22 protein-coding genes are annotated in these 21,069 nt (G+C 47.2%); 9 read left to right on the plus strand and 13 right to left on the minus strand.

The window, feature by feature from the left end:
• Positions 1–50: 50 nt before the first annotated feature.
• Positions 51–410, plus strand: a complete 360-nt coding sequence (locus ACOCLE_RS21820; protein WP_419534225.1) for an SDR family oxidoreductase — start codon at positions 51–53, stop codon at positions 408–410.
• Positions 367–801 (plus strand): SDR family NAD(P)-dependent oxidoreductase, encoded by a 435-nt coding sequence (locus tag ACOCLE_RS21825; protein ID WP_419534226.1) that lies wholly within the window; start codon positions 367–369, stop codon positions 799–801. The genes ACOCLE_RS21820 and ACOCLE_RS21825 overlap by 44 nt, the downstream gene beginning before the upstream one ends.
• 36 nt (positions 802–837) lie before the next feature.
• Here the strand turns inward: ACOCLE_RS21825 and ACOCLE_RS21830 are convergent, their stop codons facing one another.
• From ACOCLE_RS21830 to ACOCLE_RS21845, 4 genes are all read right to left on the minus strand, one after another.
• Positions 838–1,212, minus strand: coding sequence for a DUF5329 family protein (locus ACOCLE_RS21830; RefSeq protein ID WP_419534227.1), 375 nt, complete (start codon positions 1,210–1,212; stop codon positions 838–840).
• 56 nt (positions 1,213–1,268) lie between these two features.
• Positions 1,269–1,748, minus strand: coding sequence for a CreA family protein (locus tag ACOCLE_RS21835; RefSeq protein ID WP_419534228.1), 480 nt, complete (start codon positions 1,746–1,748; stop codon positions 1,269–1,271).
• A gap of 62 nt (positions 1,749–1,810) precedes the next feature.
• Entirely contained in the window at positions 1,811–3,040 is a 1,230-nt protein-coding gene (gene serA / locus ACOCLE_RS21840) for a phosphoglycerate dehydrogenase (protein ID WP_419534229.1), read from the minus strand.
• Between the two features lie 322 nt (positions 3,041–3,362).
• Entirely contained in the window at positions 3,363–3,623 is a 261-nt protein-coding gene (locus ACOCLE_RS21845; RefSeq protein ID WP_419534230.1) for a DUF4404 family protein, read from the minus strand.
• 243 nt (positions 3,624–3,866) lie between these two features.
• Here ACOCLE_RS21845 and ACOCLE_RS21850 point away from each other — a divergent pair, with 243 nt between their 5' ends.
• Together ACOCLE_RS21850 and ACOCLE_RS21855 are read left to right on the plus strand one after the other, a co-directional pair.
• Entirely contained in the window at positions 3,867–4,529 is a 663-nt protein-coding gene (locus ACOCLE_RS21850; protein WP_419534231.1) for a fumarylacetoacetate hydrolase family protein, read from the plus strand.
• 108 nt (positions 4,530–4,637) lie between these two features.
• Entirely contained in the window at positions 4,638–5,036 is a 399-nt protein-coding gene (locus tag ACOCLE_RS21855) for a response regulator (protein WP_419534232.1), read from the plus strand.
• Positions 5,037–5,066: 30 nt separating this feature from the next.
• On the opposite strand, the gene ACOCLE_RS21860 is transcribed toward ACOCLE_RS21855, so the two are convergent.
• The gene (locus ACOCLE_RS21860) at positions 5,067–5,471 is read right to left on the minus strand and encodes an acyl-CoA thioesterase (protein ID WP_419534233.1); all 405 of its coding nucleotides are present in this window, start codon (positions 5,469–5,471) and stop codon (positions 5,067–5,069) included.
• A gap of 543 nt (positions 5,472–6,014) precedes the next feature.
• Between ACOCLE_RS21860 and ACOCLE_RS21865 the strand changes: the two genes are divergently transcribed.
• Positions 6,015–7,295 (plus strand): ISKra4 family transposase, encoded by a 1,281-nt coding sequence (locus ACOCLE_RS21865; protein WP_419532972.1) that lies wholly within the window; start codon positions 6,015–6,017, stop codon positions 7,293–7,295.
• A gap of 92 nt (positions 7,296–7,387) precedes the next feature.
• A complete protein-coding gene (locus ACOCLE_RS21870; RefSeq protein ID WP_419534234.1) occupies positions 7,388–9,148 on the plus strand; it encodes a hypothetical protein in 1,761 nt (586 codons plus the stop codon).
• Between the two features lie 82 nt (positions 9,149–9,230).
• Here the strand turns inward: ACOCLE_RS21870 and ACOCLE_RS21875 are convergent, their stop codons facing one another.
• From ACOCLE_RS21875 to tnpC, 7 genes are all read right to left on the minus strand, one after another.
• Positions 9,231–10,700: a leucyl aminopeptidase gene (locus ACOCLE_RS21875; RefSeq protein WP_419534235.1), complete on the minus strand. Its 1,470-nt coding sequence runs from the start codon at positions 10,698–10,700 to the stop codon at positions 9,231–9,233.
• A 124-nt stretch (positions 10,701–10,824) separates the two neighbouring features.
• Entirely contained in the window at positions 10,825–11,835 is a 1,011-nt protein-coding gene (locus tag ACOCLE_RS21880; RefSeq protein WP_419534236.1) for an ABC transporter ATP-binding protein, read from the minus strand.
• The gene (locus ACOCLE_RS21885) at positions 11,832–12,845 is read right to left on the minus strand and encodes an ABC transporter ATP-binding protein (RefSeq protein WP_419534237.1); all 1,014 of its coding nucleotides are present in this window, start codon (positions 12,843–12,845) and stop codon (positions 11,832–11,834) included. Before ACOCLE_RS21885 ends, ACOCLE_RS21880 begins: the two co-directional genes overlap by 4 nt.
• Positions 12,846–12,849: 4 nt before the next feature.
• Complete coding sequence (locus ACOCLE_RS21890; RefSeq protein ID WP_419534238.1) at positions 12,850–13,776, minus strand: ABC transporter permease subunit; 927 nt, start codon at positions 13,774–13,776, stop codon at positions 12,850–12,852.
• Complete coding sequence (oppB, locus tag ACOCLE_RS21895; protein WP_066015354.1) at positions 13,773–14,699, minus strand: oligopeptide ABC transporter permease OppB; 927 nt, start codon at positions 14,697–14,699, stop codon at positions 13,773–13,775. The genes ACOCLE_RS21890 and oppB overlap by 4 nt, the downstream gene beginning before the upstream one ends.
• A gap of 261 nt (positions 14,700–14,960) precedes the next feature.
• Positions 14,961–16,577, minus strand: a complete 1,617-nt coding sequence (locus tag ACOCLE_RS21900; RefSeq protein ID WP_419534239.1) for a peptide ABC transporter substrate-binding protein — start codon at positions 16,575–16,577, stop codon at positions 14,961–14,963.
• Positions 16,578–17,073: 496 nt separating this feature from the next.
• On the minus strand, positions 17,074–18,579 hold the full coding sequence (gene tnpC / locus ACOCLE_RS21905; RefSeq protein WP_419532963.1) for an IS66 family transposase: 1,506 nt from the start codon (positions 18,577–18,579) through the stop codon (positions 17,074–17,076).
• A 143-nt stretch (positions 18,580–18,722) separates the two neighbouring features.
• On the opposite strand from tnpC, the gene ACOCLE_RS21910 reads away from it, so the two are divergent.
• The 3 genes from ACOCLE_RS21910 to ACOCLE_RS21920 are packed head-to-tail and all read left to right on the plus strand — an operon-like array spanning position 18,723 to position 20,044.
• Positions 18,723–19,157 (plus strand): host attachment protein, encoded by a 435-nt coding sequence (locus ACOCLE_RS21910; protein ID WP_066015352.1) that lies wholly within the window; start codon positions 18,723–18,725, stop codon positions 19,155–19,157.
• 58 nt (positions 19,158–19,215) lie between these two features.
• The gene (locus ACOCLE_RS21915) at positions 19,216–19,431 is read left to right on the plus strand and encodes a hypothetical protein (protein ID WP_419534240.1); all 216 of its coding nucleotides are present in this window, start codon (positions 19,216–19,218) and stop codon (positions 19,429–19,431) included.
• 40 nt (positions 19,432–19,471) lie between these two features.
• Positions 19,472–20,044 carry a DUF4136 domain-containing protein gene (locus ACOCLE_RS21920; protein WP_419534241.1) on the plus strand — a complete coding sequence of 191 codons (573 nt, stop codon included), beginning with the start codon at positions 19,472–19,474 and terminating at the stop codon, positions 20,042–20,044.
• A 109-nt stretch (positions 20,045–20,153) separates the two neighbouring features.
• Here the strand turns inward: ACOCLE_RS21920 and ACOCLE_RS21925 are convergent, their stop codons facing one another.
• Positions 20,154–20,852: a substrate-binding periplasmic protein gene (locus ACOCLE_RS21925; RefSeq protein WP_419534242.1), complete on the minus strand. Its 699-nt coding sequence runs from the start codon at positions 20,850–20,852 to the stop codon at positions 20,154–20,156.
• Positions 20,853–21,069 lie beyond the last annotated feature (217 nt).

Here is a 21,069-nt window from a genome sequence, read left to right on the forward strand (position 1 = left end):
TATCTCTGTGTACTAGACTGAAATCGCCTGTAATGAAGAGGTGCAGCTGGATGTCTGGTGAATCGGAGGAAAGACGGAAAACTCTGGTGCTTACTGGTGCAAGCAGGGGTATTGGTCATGCAACCGTGAAAACCTTTTCTGCGGCTGGCTGGCGCGTGATTACCTGCTCTCGGCATGACTTTCCTGAGGAATGTCCCTGGGTGTCAGGTCCTGAAAATCATATGAAGATAGACCTTGCTTCTGAAAAGGGTGTTAAAGAGGGAGTAATAAAGATAAGGGAGTTACTCGAGCATGGTGCTCTTGATGCGCTGGTCAATAACGCAGCGATTTCTCCTAAGAGTGCCAAGGGGGGGGCGGCTTGGTTTTGTGGAAACGGAAGCTGCCCTGTGGCATCAGGTTTTTCAGGTTAATTTTTTTGCACCTTTGCTTCTGGCCAAAGGGCTGCTTGATACCCTGGCCAGGGTACAGGGTTCCATTATCAATGTGACCTCCATTGCCGGAACGCGGGTTCATCTGTTTGCCGGCCCTGCGTACGCAACATCAAAAGCTGCGCTGGCTGCATTGACCAGAGAGATGGCCGCTGATCTTGGACCAAAAGGTGTTCGGGTCAATGCTATTGCGCCAGGTGAAATTGATACTGCTATTCTCTCTCCTGGTACGGAAAATCTGGTCCAGTCGATACCATTGCGGCGACTAGGAACGCCTGAAGAAGTAGCTGCCTTGATCTATTTTCTCTGTTCTTCAAAAGCGGCGTATATGACAGGAGCTGAGATTCATATCAATGGTGGAGAGCACGTTTAGAAGCTGCCCTATTAGACAGGTGAACTCTTCTTGAGATTATTTGTTCTGCCGGTAATGGTGTAATTCCTCCAGTAGCCATATACGGGACTGTTTCTGTTTAGCTCCCGGACACTTTATAAAATAAGGCTTGCCAGACATGGTGCTCTTACTGGCACTCAGCTCGATAAATTGCTCTGCACTGTTAATCTTCTTCTTGAAGTATTGATACTTCTTTTTCATATGCTCAACCGCTTCTGAGGTGGGGTGAACACTGCCATTTCTGATAAAGCTGCAATCGGATGCAGTGACATAAGCAATCAGGTGATCTATTTCACTGGAAACGGAAACGGAAACGGAAACGGAAACGGCATAGGCTCTGTCTATGCTGTATGGAAGAGTAAGGAACATAAACAGAAGACTGAGAATTTTCATTTGGATGTGACTATCAAAAACTGTGGAAACCATAGGGAATGTGAAACTGGTTCCAGCTATTGAGGCGTATCAGGCTTGTTTAACTGTTCCCAGGCAGAGTTGCCCCATAGAGGAACGGTAGTCATGGAGTGTTTAGCACTACCGGCAGTTTCTTTTGTCGAATAGCTGAGGTAGATCAGGGTCTTGTTTTTCTCATCCCAGATACGCCGTATTTTCAGATGCTTCCAGAGAATGCTTTTCGATGTTTTAAAAACCACCTCACCGCTCTTGGACATATTGATGTTGTTGATCATATCCAGAGTAATAGGCCCTGTCTGTCGGCAGGAGATACCCATGTCGGAAGGGTCAGACAGATCCAGATTCCCCTTTACGTGTGAGATATGACAGGTGACACCGGTAACCACCGGATCGGTAAAGGTTTCAATCTTGATATCCTTGGTGGTGAAAAGGCCCAGACTGACATCGCCTACCTCATTGTCTGAGCAGCCGGTTAGCAGAAGCGGTGTGATGAAAAGGGCGGAAGCTAACGTACGCATGTTTTTAACCGTCAGATAGCGAGCTCAGCCTGAGAGTCAGGCTGAGCATTTGCAGACATGAATCAATAAAGAACACGGCAGCGGATGGTGCCTTCGATCTCTCTTATCTTCTGCATGGCCATATCACTGTGTTCAGCATCAACATCGATAACGACGTAACCAACGGACTCATTGGTCTGCAGATACTGACCACTGATGTTAATCCTGTTTTCAGAAAGTATCTGGTTGATCTGGCCCAGAATACCAGGAATATTCTGGTGAATATGCAGAAGGCGGTGCTTACCGGGGTGAGCAGGCAGGGCGACTTCCGGGAAGTTTACAGACGATAATGTAGTACCAATATCGCTGTACATAATGAACTTCTCCGCAACCTCCCGGCCGATATTTTCCTGTGCTTCCTGGGTACTGCCTCCAATATGGGGCGTCAGGATGACATTCTTCATGCCACGCAGAGGGCTGATGAATTCATCATCGTTACCCCGTGGCTCTTCCGGGAATACGTCAATGGCTGCCCCCAGCAGTTTGCCATTCTTAAGATACTCAGCCAGTGCTTCAATAACCACTACAGAGCCACGGGAGGCGTTGATCAGAATGCTGTTGTCCTTCATGGCGGCAAACTGTGCTTCACCGAACATCCATTGGGTGTCACGGGTTTCCGGAACATGCAGGCTGACAATGTCACACATGCCAAGCAGTGTATTCAAATTATTGACCTGGGTAGCATTGCCCATGGAAAGCTTGGTCACTACATCGTAGAAATAGACTTCCATACCCAGGGACTCAGCCATGATGCTGAGCTGACTGCCAATATTTCCGTAGCCGATAATACCCAGTTTTTTGCCCCGGATTTCATGGGAGTTCGCGGCTGTTTTCTGCCAGCCTCCCTGGTGCGCCAAGGCATTTTTTTCAGGGATTCCGCGAAGAAGCAGGATGGCTTCTGCCAGAACCAGCTCAGCCACTGAGCGAGTATTGGAATAAGGTGCGTTAAAAACAGGAATGCCCCGTCTTGTCGCAGCGGGCAGTTCTACCTGATTTGTACCAATGCAGAAACAGCCAACAGCACAGAGTTTCTTTGCCGCCTCAAAAATCTCGTCGGTTAGCTGTGTCCGGGATCGGATACCAACAAAACGAGCGTCAGCGATTCGCTCTTTCAGCTCTTCAGGAGGCAGGGATGTGGTGACATAGTCGATATTGGTATAACCCGATGCTTTCAGAATATCGACAGCAGATGGGTGGACACCTTCCAACAGGAGAAAACGAATCTTGCTCTTATCCAGCGATATTTCGGGCATATCAGTCTCTTTATTGGTTAGCTCATGGCTGACTGGCTCAAGGCTGTTTTACTGTGGAAGCACTGCTGCTTTCTTGTTTTTGGAGGCGAGTACCGGCAAGTAGTGCTTCAACTCATGGCTGTTTTTATATCCGCCAATCGTTTTCATGTCGCATGACAGGTTGATCCCGGCTGCGTCAGGCGGGACATCATAGCATAGGCTGTGTGTGATGGTACTTACTAAAAGGCTATGAATTCGTAATTACAGTTCGGAAGGGTAGTCGGTTTAACATCAGTGAAACCGACCAGATGTGTTAGAACGTAAGCTGTATACACGACAGTATTTAAATACCCATGCTGGAGAGGGTAATCATGAGTTGCCGTATGGCTTGCGTAAGGGCTGGGTGGTCTTCACTGAAGCGGATGGCTTCCTGCTCCAGTTGATCGTTATATCCCTGAATGGGAATATCCCCTTCTGCCTGAGCAACAGCAATTTTGATTTCTTCAGTTATCTGCTTCAAGGCTCCAGCTGTACATTCATCAACGGGTGAGTCCTCAAGAACATCATGAAGGCTCTGGATATTGAGTCGCAGCTCTTCTGACATACTATGCTCCTTCCACTGTGCGGCCAGTCTTTATGATAGTACTACAGTGTATTAAAAGTGAGATGCTTTTATTGCAACTTGAGCCGTGGGACAATAGCCCATTAGGGGAATGATATGATTGGTAAGGATTTTCTGAACCCCGCAAAAGCTTCAGGCTCAGTGAAACCAATAATAAATGTTGAATGATGCTGGCTTACATCATGCATGTGATGTTTCATCATTTGAATTAACAAGGGATGCACTATGAAGTACAGGCACCGCTGGATCAGTGGCGACCGTATTGATCTTCCGGTAGGAAAGGTCGTTTGTGTTGGACGCAATTACGCGGCTCATATTCAGGAGCTGAATAATCCACTGCCTGATGACCCAGTGCTGTTTATTAAGCCAAGCACAGCAATGGTAAATCTTGATCAGCCCATACAATTGCCCCGTAACCGTGGTGAAGTTCATCATGAGACAGAGGTGAGTCTGTTGATTAAGGAGCCGCTGACCAATGCCAGTGAACATGAAGCCAATCAGGCTATCATGGCTATTGGTCTTGGTCTGGATTTGACACTTCGTGAGCTACAGGCTCAGCAAAAGTCCAAAGGCCTGCCCTGGGAGGTAGCTAAAGCTTTTGATAACAGCTGTCCTCTATCTGGGTTTGTGGCAGTTGAGCATATTAAGAATACAGAAAATCTTGAGTTCGCCTTGTCAGTGAATGGAGAGCCTCGGCAGAAGGGGACAACTGAACATATGCTGACCTCAATTCCTGGTCTATTAAGTTATATCAGCAGGCACTTCACCTTACTCCCGGGAGATATTGTACTGACGGGGACACCCGCTGGTGTTGGGCCGCTTGAGCCCGGTGATGAGCTGGAACTTTCTATGACTGGAACCTTTTCTACCCAAACCCGATGTATCTAAGGGGTCGGTGCAAAATTTAGCATTGGCAGCAAGCAGGCCCTAAAGTCCTGATGATTATTTCAGATATGAATATAGATAAGGTAACTCTGGAATTGAATTCTGGTGACTATGTCCGGTACTGAACTCAACCTTTATATATTATTAGCAGAGGATAATCCGGTTAATCAGATGGTGACAGGCAAGCTTCTGGAGAAGCTCGGTTGCCACTATGCAGTGGTTGGCAATGGTGTTGAGTGCCTTGAAAGCCTCAAAAACGATCAATATGATCTGATTCTTATGGATTGTCTGATGCCGGAAATGGACGGCTATGAGACAACCCGGAAAATCAGGGCTTCCGGTGGTCACTGTGCTGATATCCCAATCATTGCACTAACCGCCAAGGCGATGGCTGCCGATGAGCAGGCATGCCTGGATGCGGGAATGAACGACTATATTGATAAGCCGGTAAGTCTCGAACGGATGAAGAATATTCTTTCAGAGTGGGCAGAGAAGATCAGGGGCTCCTGACCTTCTTGCTTGTGGGCATATGTCTTTAATTTAGACATTTCTGACCCGCTGGGTTCTTCCGCCGCGATCAATGGCAACAAATACCATAGTGGTTTCAGTCAGTTTCTCCCAACCATGATGGTTTTCTATCCAGCCCTCAACGACAACCTTGATTGATGTTTTTCCTATTTCGGTGATACGGGTAAAGAAACCGATTAAATCTCCGGTTTGAACTGGCCTAAGGAAATTCATACTGCCAATACTGACGGTCACCACTCTGGCACCATTGGAGGCTTTACGGGCGCAAACTTCACCTGCCTGGTCAAGATGCATGGCCACCCAGCCTGCGAATACATCCCCACTGCTATTAACGGAGCGATGGTCTGCCAGAACTTTCAGAGTCATCTCTCCCTGGGGGGTAGGAGCATTATCAAGGCTTTCACTGCTGGCACTCATGAGAGGGGTACTCCAAGCGTATTTTTTATTTTTGTATCTGAACAGGTATTTTTCCAAGCATTTTATCTCTTTTTTGATTCTATTTCATTTTTTTGATAGCGATTAGTAATAATATATTCTTAATTAGAGAACCTGATTCATAACTATTGATGTGTCAAAGGTGGGTCCAGTCTGGCTTGTAGTATTTATTATGTGATTAGTTTCATTGCACAACTTTTGAGATGACTAATACTTTTATCTCCATAGGAAGTTTATTGGTTGTTTTGTAGTCAATATTGATAACTCATTAGTTAGAATTGCTTACAAGTTGTTGGATTTAGTAATTAAGTCTCATTGATGGATTTTACAGCTAGGCAATAATGCTCATGAGGTTGATAACAGTTTGGAGGCTGTTATGAAAACACAAGGAAGTGGTTTTAGAGCATCTATGAAGGATGCGGGAAAAAATGCAGGACAAAAGGGGTGCTCTCTCTGAATGATTGAAACAATAGTGCTCTATTTTCACAGCTACTATGGGAACACCACTCATAATAGTTAACTGTCATGCCCGCTTCTGTTATTTCCAGCTCTACCAAAAGCATCGTTTTGCAAATTGAAGTTTCTATAGATTCAGGCAACATGCTGAATCTTGAAGATAGTTTACAGCGTGCACTCAATGAAGCCGGGCAGCTTGGAACAAAAGAGTTATTGGGGCTATTTGAATCACCCAATAAAGAACCTATCGTCGTTAATCAGCAGAAGTGGAACTACAAAGGAAAGGTTCTTAAGCACTATGAAACCTTATACGGTCGTATACCTTTGGAGCGCTCCGTATATCAGGGTGTCAGAGGTGGCAGTACTCTGGCAGCACTTGATCTTCGTGCCGGTATTATTGGTTCAGCTACCCCCAAATTTGCCAAGTCTATCGCCTGGAAATACAGCCAGATGCCAGCGCCTGCGGTAAAAGAAGATTTTGAGACCAACCATCAAAGGACGCTTTCAAATTCTTATATCAAGCATTTATCGGACAGAGTAGGTGCATTAATTGAAGACCAGCAAGACACTCACTACCACCTTCCTCCACTAAAAGAGCCTGTTGAAACAATAGCCATTGGTCTGGATGGAACCTGCATGCTGCTTTGTGAAGAAGGCTGGAGGGAAGCCATGTGTGGGACATTGAGCCTATATTCTGCAGATGGAGACAGGCTCCACACGATATATACAGCCAGTTCGCCAGAGTATGGTAAACAAAGCTTTATGAGCAAGCTCGACGAGGAGATTGCAGATCTAAAACGACTCTACCCAAATGCCACATACATCGGGGTAGCTGACGGGGCTAGAGAAAACTGGAGTTATTTGAAACAACATACCTCTGGGCAGATACTCGATTTTTATCATGCATCTGAATATTTAGCTGGAGCAGCGGAAGCACTGTTTCCAACCAGTAAGGCGAAGCGACACCAGTGGCTTGAAGACAGGCTACATAGTTTGAAAAACAAGCGTGGAGCAGCCAAAAAAATCCTTCAGGAAATTGAATCAGCCGAGCTCCCGAAAAAGACAATCGCACTGACAGAGAAGCGCTACAAAGCTGTGAGCTATTTTACAAACAATCACCAGTTAATGAATTATCATCAGGCGCTTAAACGCCATTGGCCAATAGGTTCAGGAGTTACTGAAGCGGCTTGTAAGACTCTGGTAAAGCAACGATTATGTGGTTCTGGAATGAGGTGGAAAGCAACAGGAGCGGAAGTGCTTTTGACAACAAGAGCACTGATCCAGAGTAAGGGGCGCTGGGAACAACTTTGGTCTGAGTTCATGACTGGAAAGGTTGAAGCTAACCTATGAGTCAGTTATCAAATTGAGAGAGCACCCGACAAAAGGTCCAAGAAATTAAAAAAGCACTTGAGCGAGTCTTTTCTTTCAGAAAGTGTCAGGAAGTGGATGCTAAGGATTTGGGTAAATATATTGAGCCCGATGGTCAGCTGACCAGTGCTGAAGAGTCTGGTGATGAAGCCATAGATTCAAGAATGGTTGCTTCAGATAAAAAAATTAACGGCCAGAAAGAATTCAGAGATAATAGTCAAAGAATTAGCTCAAAAGATTCCGGTTTTTCTGAGACTTTGGACAGCATCATTGAAGGTGATGATGAAGTATTTGTAACTCAAACAGTGGAAAGTAGACCTCAATCAGGGCTGGATAATGAAAACAGCAAAAGTGCGGCCACTTCTACCAGTTCATTTAGTGATGATACAAGGTTTGGTTCCTATTCTGAGTTAAGATCTACCAGTAGTGATGATTTATTTGCAGCAGTTGAGATAGAGGATCTTGAGTTAGATATGATGGAGGCAGTGGATCAACCCCCACTAGCTAAAGCACCACTTGCAACATTTGATGATGAATTAGAAGCATTCTCTGATGATAATCTACAATCGCAAGATTCCAGTCAAGTCAAATCAAGTCCGACATCATGCTCTGAAGAAATGAGTGAAGAGGAAAAGATCCAGCGTCAGCTGGTGCAAATATTTGCCTTTCGTGCCGCCTTAAGTGAAGGTGAGCCTAAAAGGTTTCGTGAAGTAAACCCGTTTAAAAATGGCGAAATTAATCCTGAATTTGTGTTAAGAGCTGTCACGGATGAACAGTCCTTTGTCAGGCTGTCTGATCCTTATAATTTGATCAGAGATGCCAATATGGATTTTGAACAGGTTCCAGAAGTAATGAAACTGGCTCTGGGTGAGGAAAGGTTTCAAACTCTGAGAGGAGAGGCTCAGCGAGATGCAATCTGGCCTGTTGTTGCTAAAGGCTTCTGGCAGTTTTTAGATGATTGTGAGTCTTCGGAAAAAAAGGTTCAGCTGATGCCAGAATTCAAGGCATGTGAGCAGTCCTTTCCATTGGCGTTGACGAGAGCCGTTGCAAAATTCAATCTGGAATTTGGTCTTGCTGAAAAGGAGTTCCAGAAATACTATCTTAATAGCACCCTTACTGATGAAGAAAGAGCAGAAGTTCATCGAATTTTGCAATCCGTTAATAATCTTCAGGCTCAATTCTCTGAGTTATATAATCTTTGTGGTCACCTTCCTGATGCTGTTGTAACGTCAATATTAGGTGAAGTTGTACTAGGCGACGAGGGTGATAAAAAAAGTAAAAAAGTAGCAGGCATTCAAAAAGGGATTATAAAGCTTTTTAAAGTGGTGAAGAGAAAAGAGGAGGAAATGCTGAAGAAAGACCCACTGGCTCTCTATAAAAAATTATTGCTTCAGATTGTTAGAAGCGTAAAGTTGGAAAAATCTGTCACTAATCCCAATGGGGAAGTGATTCCATCAGCTTATCAGGCATTAGTCTCAGATTGTCAAAGGGATAACTTCAGATCTTTTTATCAACAAATCCTGAACGATTTATATTCTCAGATGGATCCACTTTTAGGTGAAATTTCATTGGACGGACTTCATCAAATTTATGACACCACATTTGATTGTATTTGGCAGGAAATTGAATCCGATTTGCCGATAAATAATCGATCAAATGGAAGAGGTCAGTCTTTCAGGTTTAAATCAAGAAAGCATAAGGCCGAAAAGGAAAAGCAGAAGATGAGAGAAATGGCTCAGGCAGAGTTCTCTATTCTTGCTGCGACCATGGCTACTGAAATAGCTTATAAGCAAGTCAACAAGCAAAATCAGTTGAGAAGACTGGGAGGTGGGTAGGGCTGTTATAATATGTTGAGCTACCTTTGAATATAAATACGCCCCGCATCGGGGCGTATTTATATTCTGAATTTAGGAGCAACTATTTCTCAAAATAATCCTGAACCATCCGGTCCAGCAGCCTCACACCAAATGCAGTAGCGCCTTTTGGTTTTGTTGGAAATGCTTCATCTGTCCATGCGGTACCGGCAATATCCATATGAACCCATGGCGTATCATTCTCAATAAAATTATGCAGAAACTGTGCAGCAACACCTGAGCCACCCAGTCTCGGTTTATTGCCGTTATTGCGCATATCGGCAATATCACTGCTCAGTCGTTTACTGAAGTAACTGCCCATGGGCATTCGCCAGACAGGTTCTGATACCTCATCTCCAGCCGTGGCTACCTTCGCAACCAGCTCATCATTGTTGGAAAAGACACCCGCAATTTCTTCACCCAGGGCGATGGCAATGGCACTGGTTAAGGTAGCGAGGTCAATCATGGCTTTTGGTTTTAGATGACGCTGGGTATAAGTAAGGGCATCACACAATACCAGACGACCTTCCGCATCGGTGTTCATTACTTCTACCGTCTGCCCAGACATGGTTTTTACGACATCGCTTGGGCGTTGAGCTTTGCTGTCCGGCATATTTTCTACCAGACCTAGAACCCCCACTGCATTGACCTTGGCCTTGCGCTTGGCCAGAGCAATCATCAAACCGGTAACGGTCGCTGCACCACCCATATCCTGCTTCATGGTTTCCATGGTCGCGGAGGCTTTCAGGGACAGGCCACCGGTATCAAAGGTGACACCTTTACCGATAAAGGCAATAGGTGCTTCACGGCTACCGGCACCGTTATGTTTCAGGATCACCAGCTGGCTCTCTTTATCGGATCCCTGACCGACACCCAGAAGGGCGCCCATGCCCAGTTCCCTCATGGCTTCTTCACCGAGTATCTCCACCTCGAGCCCTTCGGAGGTCAGAGACCTGCAAAAATGAGCGTAGGTTTCCGGATCCATAACATTTGCGGGCTCCCAGATCAGATCCCGGGTAATGTAAACGCCTTCGGCAACAGCAAGCAGAGGGCGGAAACATTTTTCAGCCTGTTCCGGCTTCTCTGACCCCATGATCATTTCGGTGAGAGCAGAAGGTGATTGCTCTTTGGTTCGATACTTGTCAAAGCGGTATCCTCCCAGCATCGCACCATAAGCAAAGTGGGCTGCTTGCTTATCACTATCCAGCAGAATGGTCGCTGCATTGATGGAGAGGTTGGCCGCTTTCACCGCAAAAAGGCCGCCCGCATTTTCAGTGGCAAGAAGTGATGGGTTATTTTTATCGCCCAGACCAAACAGGATGATACGCTCCAGCTCTGTGTTGGCTGGTGCGATCATATTCAGCAACTGTTCTGCGTCTCCGTTGAAACGATCGGCTTTCAGAGCTCGGCTGATGGATCCATTGCTGAGTCTATCCAGCTCCTTTGCTGCCGAGGACAGTTCTCCCCCGGCGTAAATACCTGCTGCAACGGTTCCACTGGCAGGGATAGTCGGGTCAGTAAATGAAATGTGCATGAATGACACCTGTAAATGTAATATTGCCGGATCACTCCAGCTTGTTATTTCCCCCAGAGACCGTCGGCACTGTTTGATAAAGAGTTGAAACGTAGCGCTTGTCTGTCTCTGTGGTTCAAAGTCATCAATCGAGAGAGTTAATCTCAGCCTGCTTATGGCAGGCTACCTGATGGTTACCCTTTGCTGTTGGTTCATTCAGTGTTGTTAATGGTGGCTTTTCCTGCTCACACTGATGGTCTGCATACAAGCAGCGTGTTCTGAAGACACAGCCAGACGGCGGATTGATAGGCGACGGTAGGTCACCCTTAAGTACAATCCGTTTTTTATGGGCTTCCTTGTCTGGGTCAGGCACTGGCACTGCCGAAATCAGCGCCTGGGTATAAGGGTGGCGGGGAGCGTTATAAAGCGCGTCTTTCTCAGCCAGCTCCATGACATTGCCAAGGTAGAGAACCATGACCCGATGGCTGATATGTCTCACGATCGAAAGGTCATGGCTGATGAACAACAGAGAAAGACCGAATTTCTCCTGGAGCTCGCCCAGCAGATTGATGATCTGTGCCTGAATGGAGACATCAAGAGCGGATACAGGCTCATCACAGACAATGATTTTTGGCTGCAGGATCATTGCCCGGGCAATGCCGATACGCTGACATTGTCCACCGGAAAACTCATGGGGATACCGGTTGATCATTCTTGGCAAAAGGCCAACGATATCCATCATCTCTCTGACCCGGGTTTTCACCTGATCTTTTGGGATCTGCGGGTTATGGGTGACCAGGGGCTCTGCGATAATTTCACCAATGGTCATACGGGGATCCAGACTGGCCAGAGGATCCTGAAAGATGATCTGCATCTCACTGCGCAGTGGCCTCATAGCCTTGACCGGGTACCCCGTGATGTTTTCCCCCATCCAGACCACCTGGCCTTCTGTGTTGTGCAACAGCTGCAGCACAGCACGACCCAGGGTGGATTTACCACAGCCGGACTCTCCTACCACCGAAAGCGTTTCTCCCTCATGCAGTTCGAAACTGACGCCATCGACTGCTTTCAGTGTTGCCTTCTTTGAGAAGAAGGTGCCTACGTCTACCGGGAAGTGCACCTTGAGGTCATCTACCTTGAGAATGGGCTCGCTCATAGTGCCACCTCCCTGTTCACAGTCTCTTCCTGGTTAAGCTCAGTGATCTCAGTCACTCTGTGGCAGGCGACACTGCGTTCACTGGCAAATGTGATGGCGCCTGGCTGCTCTCTACGACACTGGTCACTGGCAAGCTGGCAGCGTGGCTGGAAAGCGCAGCCACTGGGCAGAGCCTGAAGATTGGGAGGCTGGCCCGGTATGGCATAGAGGTCTTCACTGTGGTCACCATCAATCCTGGGCATGGATTGGAGCAGCCCCTGGGTGTAAGGGTGTCTGGCATCATTGAAGATTTCATGAACAGTTCCGGTTTCGACTACCCGCCCGCCATACATGACCATGACCTGATCACACATACCGGCAATAACCCCCAGGTCGTGGGTAATCATGACAATGGACATGCCCATCTCTTCTTTCAGGTTATGGAGCAGATCCAGAATCTGAGCCTGAATCGTCACATCCAGTGCTGTTGTGGGTTCATCCGCAATCAGCAGGTCGGGTTCACAGAGCAGGGCAATGGCTATCATGACCCGCTGGCGCATACCTCCGGAAAACTCATGGGGATACATGTGTACCCGCTTTCGCGCCTCGGGAATGCCCACCAGCTCAAGCATGCGGATTGAGCGTTCAAGGGCTTCTTTCTTGCCCATGCTGCGATGCTCAATCAATACTTCCGTCATTTGTCGTGAAACTTTCAGATAAGGATTCAATGAAGTCATCGGATCCTGAAAGATCATGGACAGTGATACACCTCGAACCTTGTTCAATTCTGCTACTGGAAGTTCCAGCAGGTTCTGCCCTTTAAAGATGGCCTGTCCGGAGGTTCTGCCATTCTTTGCCAGTAGCCCCATGATGGCCATGAATATCTGGGTTTTTCCTGAACCGGACTCACCAACGACTCCGAGGCTCTGCCCCTTTTTCAGTGTGAAGTTGATGTTATTTGCGGCAGAAACTTCACCTTCCGGGGTATCAAAGCGGGTATTCAGGTTTTGTACGTCAAGAATGATGCTCATGGTGTTATCGATCCTTGGGGTCCAGTGCATCACGCAGACCGTCGCCAATAAAGTTAAAACAGAACAGGGTGACTGCCAGGAACGTAGCAGGAAAAGCCAGCATCCAGGGAGCGCTTTCCATGACTTTGGCACCTTCTGAAATCAATACGCCCCAGCTGGTCAGAGGCTCCTGAACACCAAGTCCGAGAAAAGAGAGAAAACTTTCTGTGAGAATGACCTGTGGAATGGTCAGGGTCATATAGACGATAACGGGGCCGAGGATATTAGGGACAATATGACGGAAGATGATTCTGGCCGTTGAGACACCGCTGGCGTGTGCTGCCTCAATAAACTCCTTTTTCTTGATGGCCATGGTCTGCCCGCGAACGATGCGGGCCATCGTAAGCCACTCAACCGCACCTAATGCCACAAAGATCAGAAAAATGTGTCGACCGAAAATAACCATTAAAATGATCACGAAAAACATAAAGGGCAGCGAGTAGAGAATATCCACAAACCGCATCATCAGGTTGTCGACCCGGCCTCCCATATAGCCGGCAAAGGCACCATAGGTGACCCCGATAATCAGTGATACCGTTGTAGCGACGAGTCCGACCATCAGGGAGACTCTGGCGCCATAAAGGGTACGGACGAACAGGTCCCGGCCATTTTCATCGGTACCAAACCAGAAACCTTCCGCAACGTTGGGAGCAACCTGAATAAAGTCCCAGTACACCTCATCAAATGGGTGAGAGGAAAGCCAGGGGGCGAAAATTGCCATCAGAGTAATCATGGCAAGAATCACCATGGAGACAACCGCGGCCTTATTGCGCATCAGTCGGATACGGGCATCCTGCCAGAGTGAACGGCCAGCGACTTCTTCCATGTCCACGTCTTGCTGCTGGTCGAGAACCGCCGCCATTCTGTCATTGGGCTTGGCTAAAAGACTCATCCATTCACCCTCAGTTTTGGATCAAGGAAGCTATAAATCACGTCCACAATCAGGTTCATGATGATGATCAGTGTCGCGTAAAAAATGACGACGCCCATCACCAATGGGTAGTCGCGGTTCAATGCGGCATTCACGAAGTAACGACCTACACCAGGAATATCGTATATGGATTCAATAACCACAGACCCCGTCGTGACAGCTGCCGCCGCCGGCCCCAGGTAGGAGACAACGGGAAGAAGAGCCCCTTTGATGGCATGACGTATGACGACCAGTCGCTCACGAAGCCCTTTGGCCCGGGCGGTCCGAATGTAGTTTGAGTGCAGGACTTCGACCATGGAACCGCGAGTCAGGCGGGCAATGTAGGCGATCTGAGGCAATGCCAGAGATATTACCGGTAACACTAGATTTCTGGCAGAGCCATCTCCCCAGCCAGCGACAGGCAGCCAGGACAGGTAAACACCAAAAATCAGGGACAGTATGGGGGCCACAACGAAGTTCGGAATGGCAATACCCGTCATGGCAACACCCATGATGGCATAGTCTGTTTTCTGGTTCTGATAAAGTGCTGCCAGTGTTCCCAGGCTGATACCAATAAGCGCAGCAATTAAAATGGCCATACCGCCAATCTGCATACTGGCCGGTAAGCCGGTGAGAATCAGCTCGGTAACGCTGAAATCACGGAACTTGTAGGAAGGACCAAAATCAAAACGAAGGAGGTTACCTACGTATATGAAATACTGTTGATAAAGGGGTTTATCAAGATCGTAGGCTTTCAGAATATTGGCTTCAATTTCAGGAGGCAATTGTCGTTCAGCGTCAAACGGGCCTCCCGGTGCAATGCGCATCATAAAGAATGCGATGGTAATAATGATCAACAGCGTTGGAATGGCTGCGAGCAGGCGTTTGGTTATATAGGTGAACATGGAAAACGGCGCTCTTTCCTTAAAGGACTCCCTCCCTGTTATGACTCATGGCCAACCCTGGCGCATGATGTATATCTGGTTCCAGTGGTCCTGAGATTGTCGCGAAACCTGAAAATGGGGCTCTCCGCTTAGGCCGGTTCCTACGGAGCCGGCTCCCGAGCTGGGGGATGCGGTTAGGTCACGAGTCGGCTTTTATGCACTATGGGTGCGCAAGCGAGCCGACCTGCATCGAGACCGTTTTTCCAGCTTTGCGACAGTCACTTATTCCACGGTCAGATAGCGCGCGTGGTGAACATCGGCAGGGTTATCGACCCAGCCTTTCACCCTTGGGTTTACCAGGTTCTTGGAAACGTAGTAATAGAGCGGGATGTTGGGCAGCTCAGCCATGGCAATGGCTTCTGCTTCGCGCATGTATTCATCACGCTTGTCCATATCCACCTCAATTTCCGCCTTTTTCATCAGTGTGTTGTACTGATCGTTATTGAAGTTACTGTAGTTTTTGGACAGGTTGCGGGCTTCCATCAGGTTCAGGAAGTTCTGAGGGTCGTTATAGTCGGCAATCCAGCCAGCCCGGGCTACCTGAAAGTCACGTGTCTTAAGACTGGCGTAGTGAACCTTGACTTCAGAATTGTACAGCTCGGTTTTAACACCCAGGGCTTTTTTCCACATAGCGGCAATGGCAATAGCAACCTTCTTGTGGTTTTCTGAGGTGTTATAGCTCAGGCGCAGAGTAGGCGGGTTGGATTTACTGTAACCGGCCTGCTCCATCAGTTTACGGGCTTCGGCAATGCGCTCGTCTTTAGACAGGCCTTTCCATGGAACCTCTGATGGCTGGCCGTAAGTTCCAGTACCAGGAGGTACAAAACCATAGGCAGGTACTTCACCTGTTCTTAACACTTTGTCCGTCAGGATCTCACGGTCAATAGACATGGCTAGAGCCTTGCGGACACGAGGGTCTTTAAGAACCTCGTCGCTGGTGTTAAGGGGGTAATAATAAACACCGAGATAAGGGGCGATGCGAATATACTCTGGCATATTCTTCTCAAGCCACTTCAGATCAGAGGATGCAAAGTCTGTTTGAATATCCACTTCACCGGCACGAACGCGCTTAAGAACCGCAGAACGGTCTTCCTGCGGATAAAAGATCAATTCATCAATGGATACGTTTGCAGCATCGTAGAATTTCGGGTTTTTAACCAGCCGAATCTGGGCATTAGGTGTCCACTCTTCAAGAGTGTAGGCGCCATTGCTCACAGCTCCCTTGTTTTTTGCCCATTCTTTACCCAGCTCTTTAATTTTATGTGATGGAACCGGATAGGCTGTGTAGTGAACCAGCTGAGCAACAAAATAGGGGGCAGGGCCTTCCAGGGTGACTTCCAGTGTCTTGTCATCCAGAACTTTTACGCCAAGAGCATCAGGCCCAGCTTTGCCGGTGTTCACGTCCTGCGCATTTTTGATGGTGTACAGCAGGTAGGAATAGCCAGAAGCCGTTTCTGGAGCAAGGATACGTTGAAAGGCGTAATAGAAGTCATGAGCGGTAACCGGCTTACCATCAGACCAGGTGTGATTGCGCAGTTTGAAGGTATATGCAAGGCCATCGTCAGACACTGTCCAGCTTTCGGCTGCACCGGGCACGATTGAACCATCCACTGCTTCGGTGGTAAGCCCCAGGAACATATTGCCAACAATACGACTTTCCCAGACGCCGGAAATAAAGTGAGGATCAAGCGAAGCAGGCTCGCCCATATTACCAAAGGTCAGAGTACCTGCGGCCTGTGCCACATTGTCTGGAGCAGTGAAGAATGCGCCGGATACAGCAATGGATACCGCAAGCATACCCGCTTTAAGGTGCTTGAACGGTGTCATTTTTACAGACATGACTTCCCCTTATTTATTGGTCTCAGGCTCAAATAGAAGGCGAGCGATAGACGATTTATTTGTAGTGGTCATTCTTCTTGTGCAAAAGCATTGTGTGCAATTGCTTATAATTATTGTTTTCATTGCTGCCGGTAAGCAGGCGAAAACGGGCCCATGCTGAGTCACGGGTACTGATCAGGCAGCATATTCCGGGTTGGAAAGGCATCGGCCACCACGGCTTTTTACAACATGAAGTAAAGAGCTCATCGGCAATGAAGAGCGCTTTGCTTCTTCGCTCATGGTTGTTGGTAGCGCACGAAAGTACGCATTCTTTTTCTGGAAAAAACTTCAGGCAAAAAGCGTGCAATTCATAAAATCACCTTTCCCATAAAAACTTATTGGCACAGATCAATAAAATGTGAGGTTGCGAGAATGGAGGTCAGAAAAGAAAGATGCCTCTTTGTATAACCATACTGGCGTAAAAACAGGCAATTCCTGAACCATTGAACTATCGTAACTATTCAGCACCCAGCAAAGGCGTATTGTTGTAATTTCGAACCGCTTTAAGAAGCGCCTGAAATATGTTCAACCCCTGCTTTTTAGCAGATGATAAATAGCTTCGGATTCGGGTAAACATGGTACCTCCGTCTTCGCTTCTGAAGCAGCCTGAGATCTTCTGCTTAAGTTTGGCCATCCTGGCATCACGTTCACTGCCATTGTTATCGAAGGGAATTGAAAAGTCCGACATGAAGCGCAACGTTTCAACCTTAAACTCAATAAGCCTTTTGAACAGGTTGTAGGCCTTGGTATTCCTGACCTTCTTACGTCCAAGCACCTGTCGTTGTTTTTCCATATAAGCGGTTTCCTTCGTGAGAGCCCTTTGAAGGATTTGGTCGTATATCGTCTCAATGCGAAGCTGTATTGCACCAGGCATTTGAGTCAGACCGGCTGCTTTGTATTTCTTGCAGAAGTGCCAGGAGAGCGTAAGCAATTTCATCAGCCGCAGAGCCAGCTTATTCGCATCCCTATCGACAACTCCCTGAAGCTCTCTCAGATGATGGGCATTACAAAGCACATGCACTGCCGCATAGGCAAAGTAGGACTTCCAATGATCGTGAACCAGAATGCCTGCAAAAGTCAGCAGGATGCCCATTGCATCCATTGCTTCACAACCTCGCCTTTCTGAGAGGTAGTAAAGCGTCCATTGGTCATCTCGCATAATGTGTAACCACCACAGTGAACCGTCAACCCGCATGCCAGTTTCATCCGCTCCTGCAACCGGACTTTCTTGTAAAGCATCGCGGATACTCTGCTCAGTAGAGGCCAGGTTCTCATGGGTATAGGCAACAAAATTGGCAACAGAGCCTGCGCTGACACTCATGCAATAAATAGTATTGAAATACTCAGACACCCGGTGATATGGGATGAAGTGATACTGGTTTAAATGAACAGCCATTGCCTGAGTCACTTCTCCGTATTGAGCAGCGGCTTTCACTCCTTGGGGAAACTCAGCGGTGTTCCGTTTACCACAAGGACATACTTTAACGTCTGCCCAGTACGCGGTAACTTCAAATTCTCCGGGTCTACCTGGATCAAAAACCTGTCGCTCAATGTATTTGGTGGGTTTAATATCGATAAGCGAAGACTGGCAACAGCAACATTTTTCAACCTTCAGATGCCTGACATAATCGGGTAAGGCGACACGTCTCAAACAAGAGCCTTGATGACCTTTCTGGCCACCTGGTTTATTGCCTGAAGATGGTCTAAGGCTTTTGGGGTTCGGTGTTTCCTGTGAGGAGCAGGGGGCTTCTTTGGAAGATGTATCACCTTTATCACTCCCTTTTTTACTGGGCTTTTGATAACCATCTGACGATGGTGGCTTACTACTGTTTTGACTGTTTTTATTAACCCTTTCTTCCAGTTCGCTGCAACGTTCCCGTAAAAGCGCATTCTCGGTCCGAAGCTCTTCATTCTCTTTAAGGAGAGCTTCGGTAAACGGAGTAGCTGGGAAGTCTGGTTCCATACTGGAGATTTGTTAGAAAAATTGAGTATAAGATGATGGTCGAAAAATCAGAAAATTCCAGATTTATATGAAGGGTGCTGAATAGTTACGAACTATCTTTGGACAGTTATCGTACTTCGCGAGCCGTTTAGAGGTGCATACTCATGGCATCATCCTGGGTACTGGTTGCTGATAACAGCCAAGCCAAGGTCTATCGTTTTGACCGACACAAGAGAGAACTTGATCTGGTTGATCATATTGATCATGAAGAAGGCCGATGGAAAAAGCATGAGTTCGTGACGGCAGGTCCCGGCCATTCGGTTACATCATCCATTGGCGGTAATGTCCGTATGGTGGGCACGGATAACTCGCCCAAAGTCAATGAGTCTGTCAACTTCGCCCATATGCTGGCCAAGTCTATTAATCATGCCCATGACCTGCACCAGTTTGAGACCCTGCGCGTTTGTGCGCCTCCAAAACTACTGGGTGAAATACTGCCTCTGGTAGAGAAACATGTGCCATTGGGAGATCACATCAATAAAGACCTGGTTCATGAGAGCTCAGAGCAGTTACTTGAGCGTCTTACCGAGCTCCATTAAGTGCCTGATGATTTGAGTGCTTAGTGCTGGTGGGTTTTTATTTACAGTCGGGGTTGTTATGAATCGGTATAGAGAACTGGAAGAGCTGGATATTGAGTTTCAAGAGGCAGAAAGTGCCTGGCTGGAAGCAAAAGATGATGAAGGCCTTTCAGAACATGATAAGCAAGAGTATTTGAGTAAGTTGCACCATTGTCTTGAGAAACGTAAAGCGCATATCACCAAGCACTGGCATGACCCCGCTTACTACGATAAAGGTCACTTAACGGTCGACTAGCATCTACTCAATACCCGATGTTGTTTATCAGGAGCGTGAAATGAGGCAATACCTTATCCCGTTTGTTCTGTTAGCTGTTTTCCTGACAGGTTGTGCCGCCAAGCCTGAAGTGAGCTGGGACTATAACCATCAGATTAACTGGCCATCCATGACAACATGGGCATGGTTCCAGCCAGGAAGGGATAAGGATAACCGGATCATGAGCCTGATGGCTCAACGAGTTCACTTGCAGGTTTCACAGGATCTGGCTGCAAAAGGGCTGCAGGAAGTGCCCGCTCAACAGGCAGGCATGTGGCTGAGCTGGGGCTTTACTGAAAAGTCCAAACTGGAAGGTACTTCATATAACAATGGCTTCTACTATGGCCCTTACCCATGGATGATGACCAACTGGCCCTCTGAAGTTGTGGTAAACAGTTATGAGGTAGGGCGCCTGACATTGAATGTTATTGACCCTGCCAATAATCATGTCATCTGGCAGGGTATTGCCAGTCAACGACTGACGTCGGACATGTCACCCGAAGAGCAGAGAGAGTACATAACAAAGTCGGTCAACAGTCTTCTGGAAAAATTCCCGCCACCTGTTAACTACATCCCGCAGAGTCAGCAGCAATAATCGATGTATCTGGTTTCACCACAAATAGCCATGAGAGCAAAAGGTACAGAAACGCAAAGCGTGCTTGGTTCAGTCTTTGTGTTTCTGTTTCTCTCTTATGGACTTCTGATTAACGATAAGCGCTGAAAATTTCTTCAACGGTACCGTCACTGTTCATGGTATCCAGGGCGGATTGCAAACGTTTGACTACTTCATCTGGGACAGAAGGGTTCAGAGCCAGGTAGTCATTGGTAGAACCAACTTCAAACACTGGTTTGATGGTTGGAATGCTTTCTTTCTGAGCATAATAGTAACCACTGAATTCTCCGGTAACCCAGAGGTCAATTTGGCCTCGAGCCAGTTTGCGGGCATTGGCGTCTTCTTTGAGGCTCTCTTCAAACTGGATACTTTCTTTCTTCAGCAGGCTGGTAACAGCATGGCCTTTCACACTCGCCACTTTGTACTTATTGAGATCACTTAAGCTCTTGATGGAGATTTTACTGTTGGCGAGAGCGAATACCTTGTACTTGTTCTCAATGAGAGGCCCAACCCATTTGAACTTGTCTTCACGTTCTGGCAGCCGCGCAGTTGAGAAGACGGCAAAGTCTTTACCGTTCACCGCCAGTCCATACACTTTGCTCCATGGAAATCTCAGGGTCATGGTGTAATCAACATCTGCACGGCTGAGCATTTCACGAACGATGTCTGTGGCAATACCATCAATCTCGGCATCCCTGGCAAAGTTCTTGTCGGCAATGCTCATATTAAAAGGAGGGTAGTTTTCAGTGAGAACGGTCAGTTTGAAGTTCTCAAGCGAGGTAGTGGCCATGGTGTCGTTAGCGGAGAATCCTGCTATCAAAACCAGGGCTGATAAAAAAAGTGGGCGAGTAAAGGACGATAGTCGCTTAAACATACTTCCGAAGCTCCATTGGGCTTTATTGTTATCGCGAGATTTGGGTAAATTTCTGAGAGTCGGATATATACTTAATTAAAAACTATCGTGCAATCAATTGTCAGGCAATCAGTGATGAATGTATGGTTTTTTT

The sequence above is a fragment of the Endozoicomonas sp. genome (assembly GCF_965196975.1).
Classification (GTDB): domain Bacteria; phylum Pseudomonadota; class Gammaproteobacteria; order Pseudomonadales; family Endozoicomonadaceae; genus Endozoicomonas.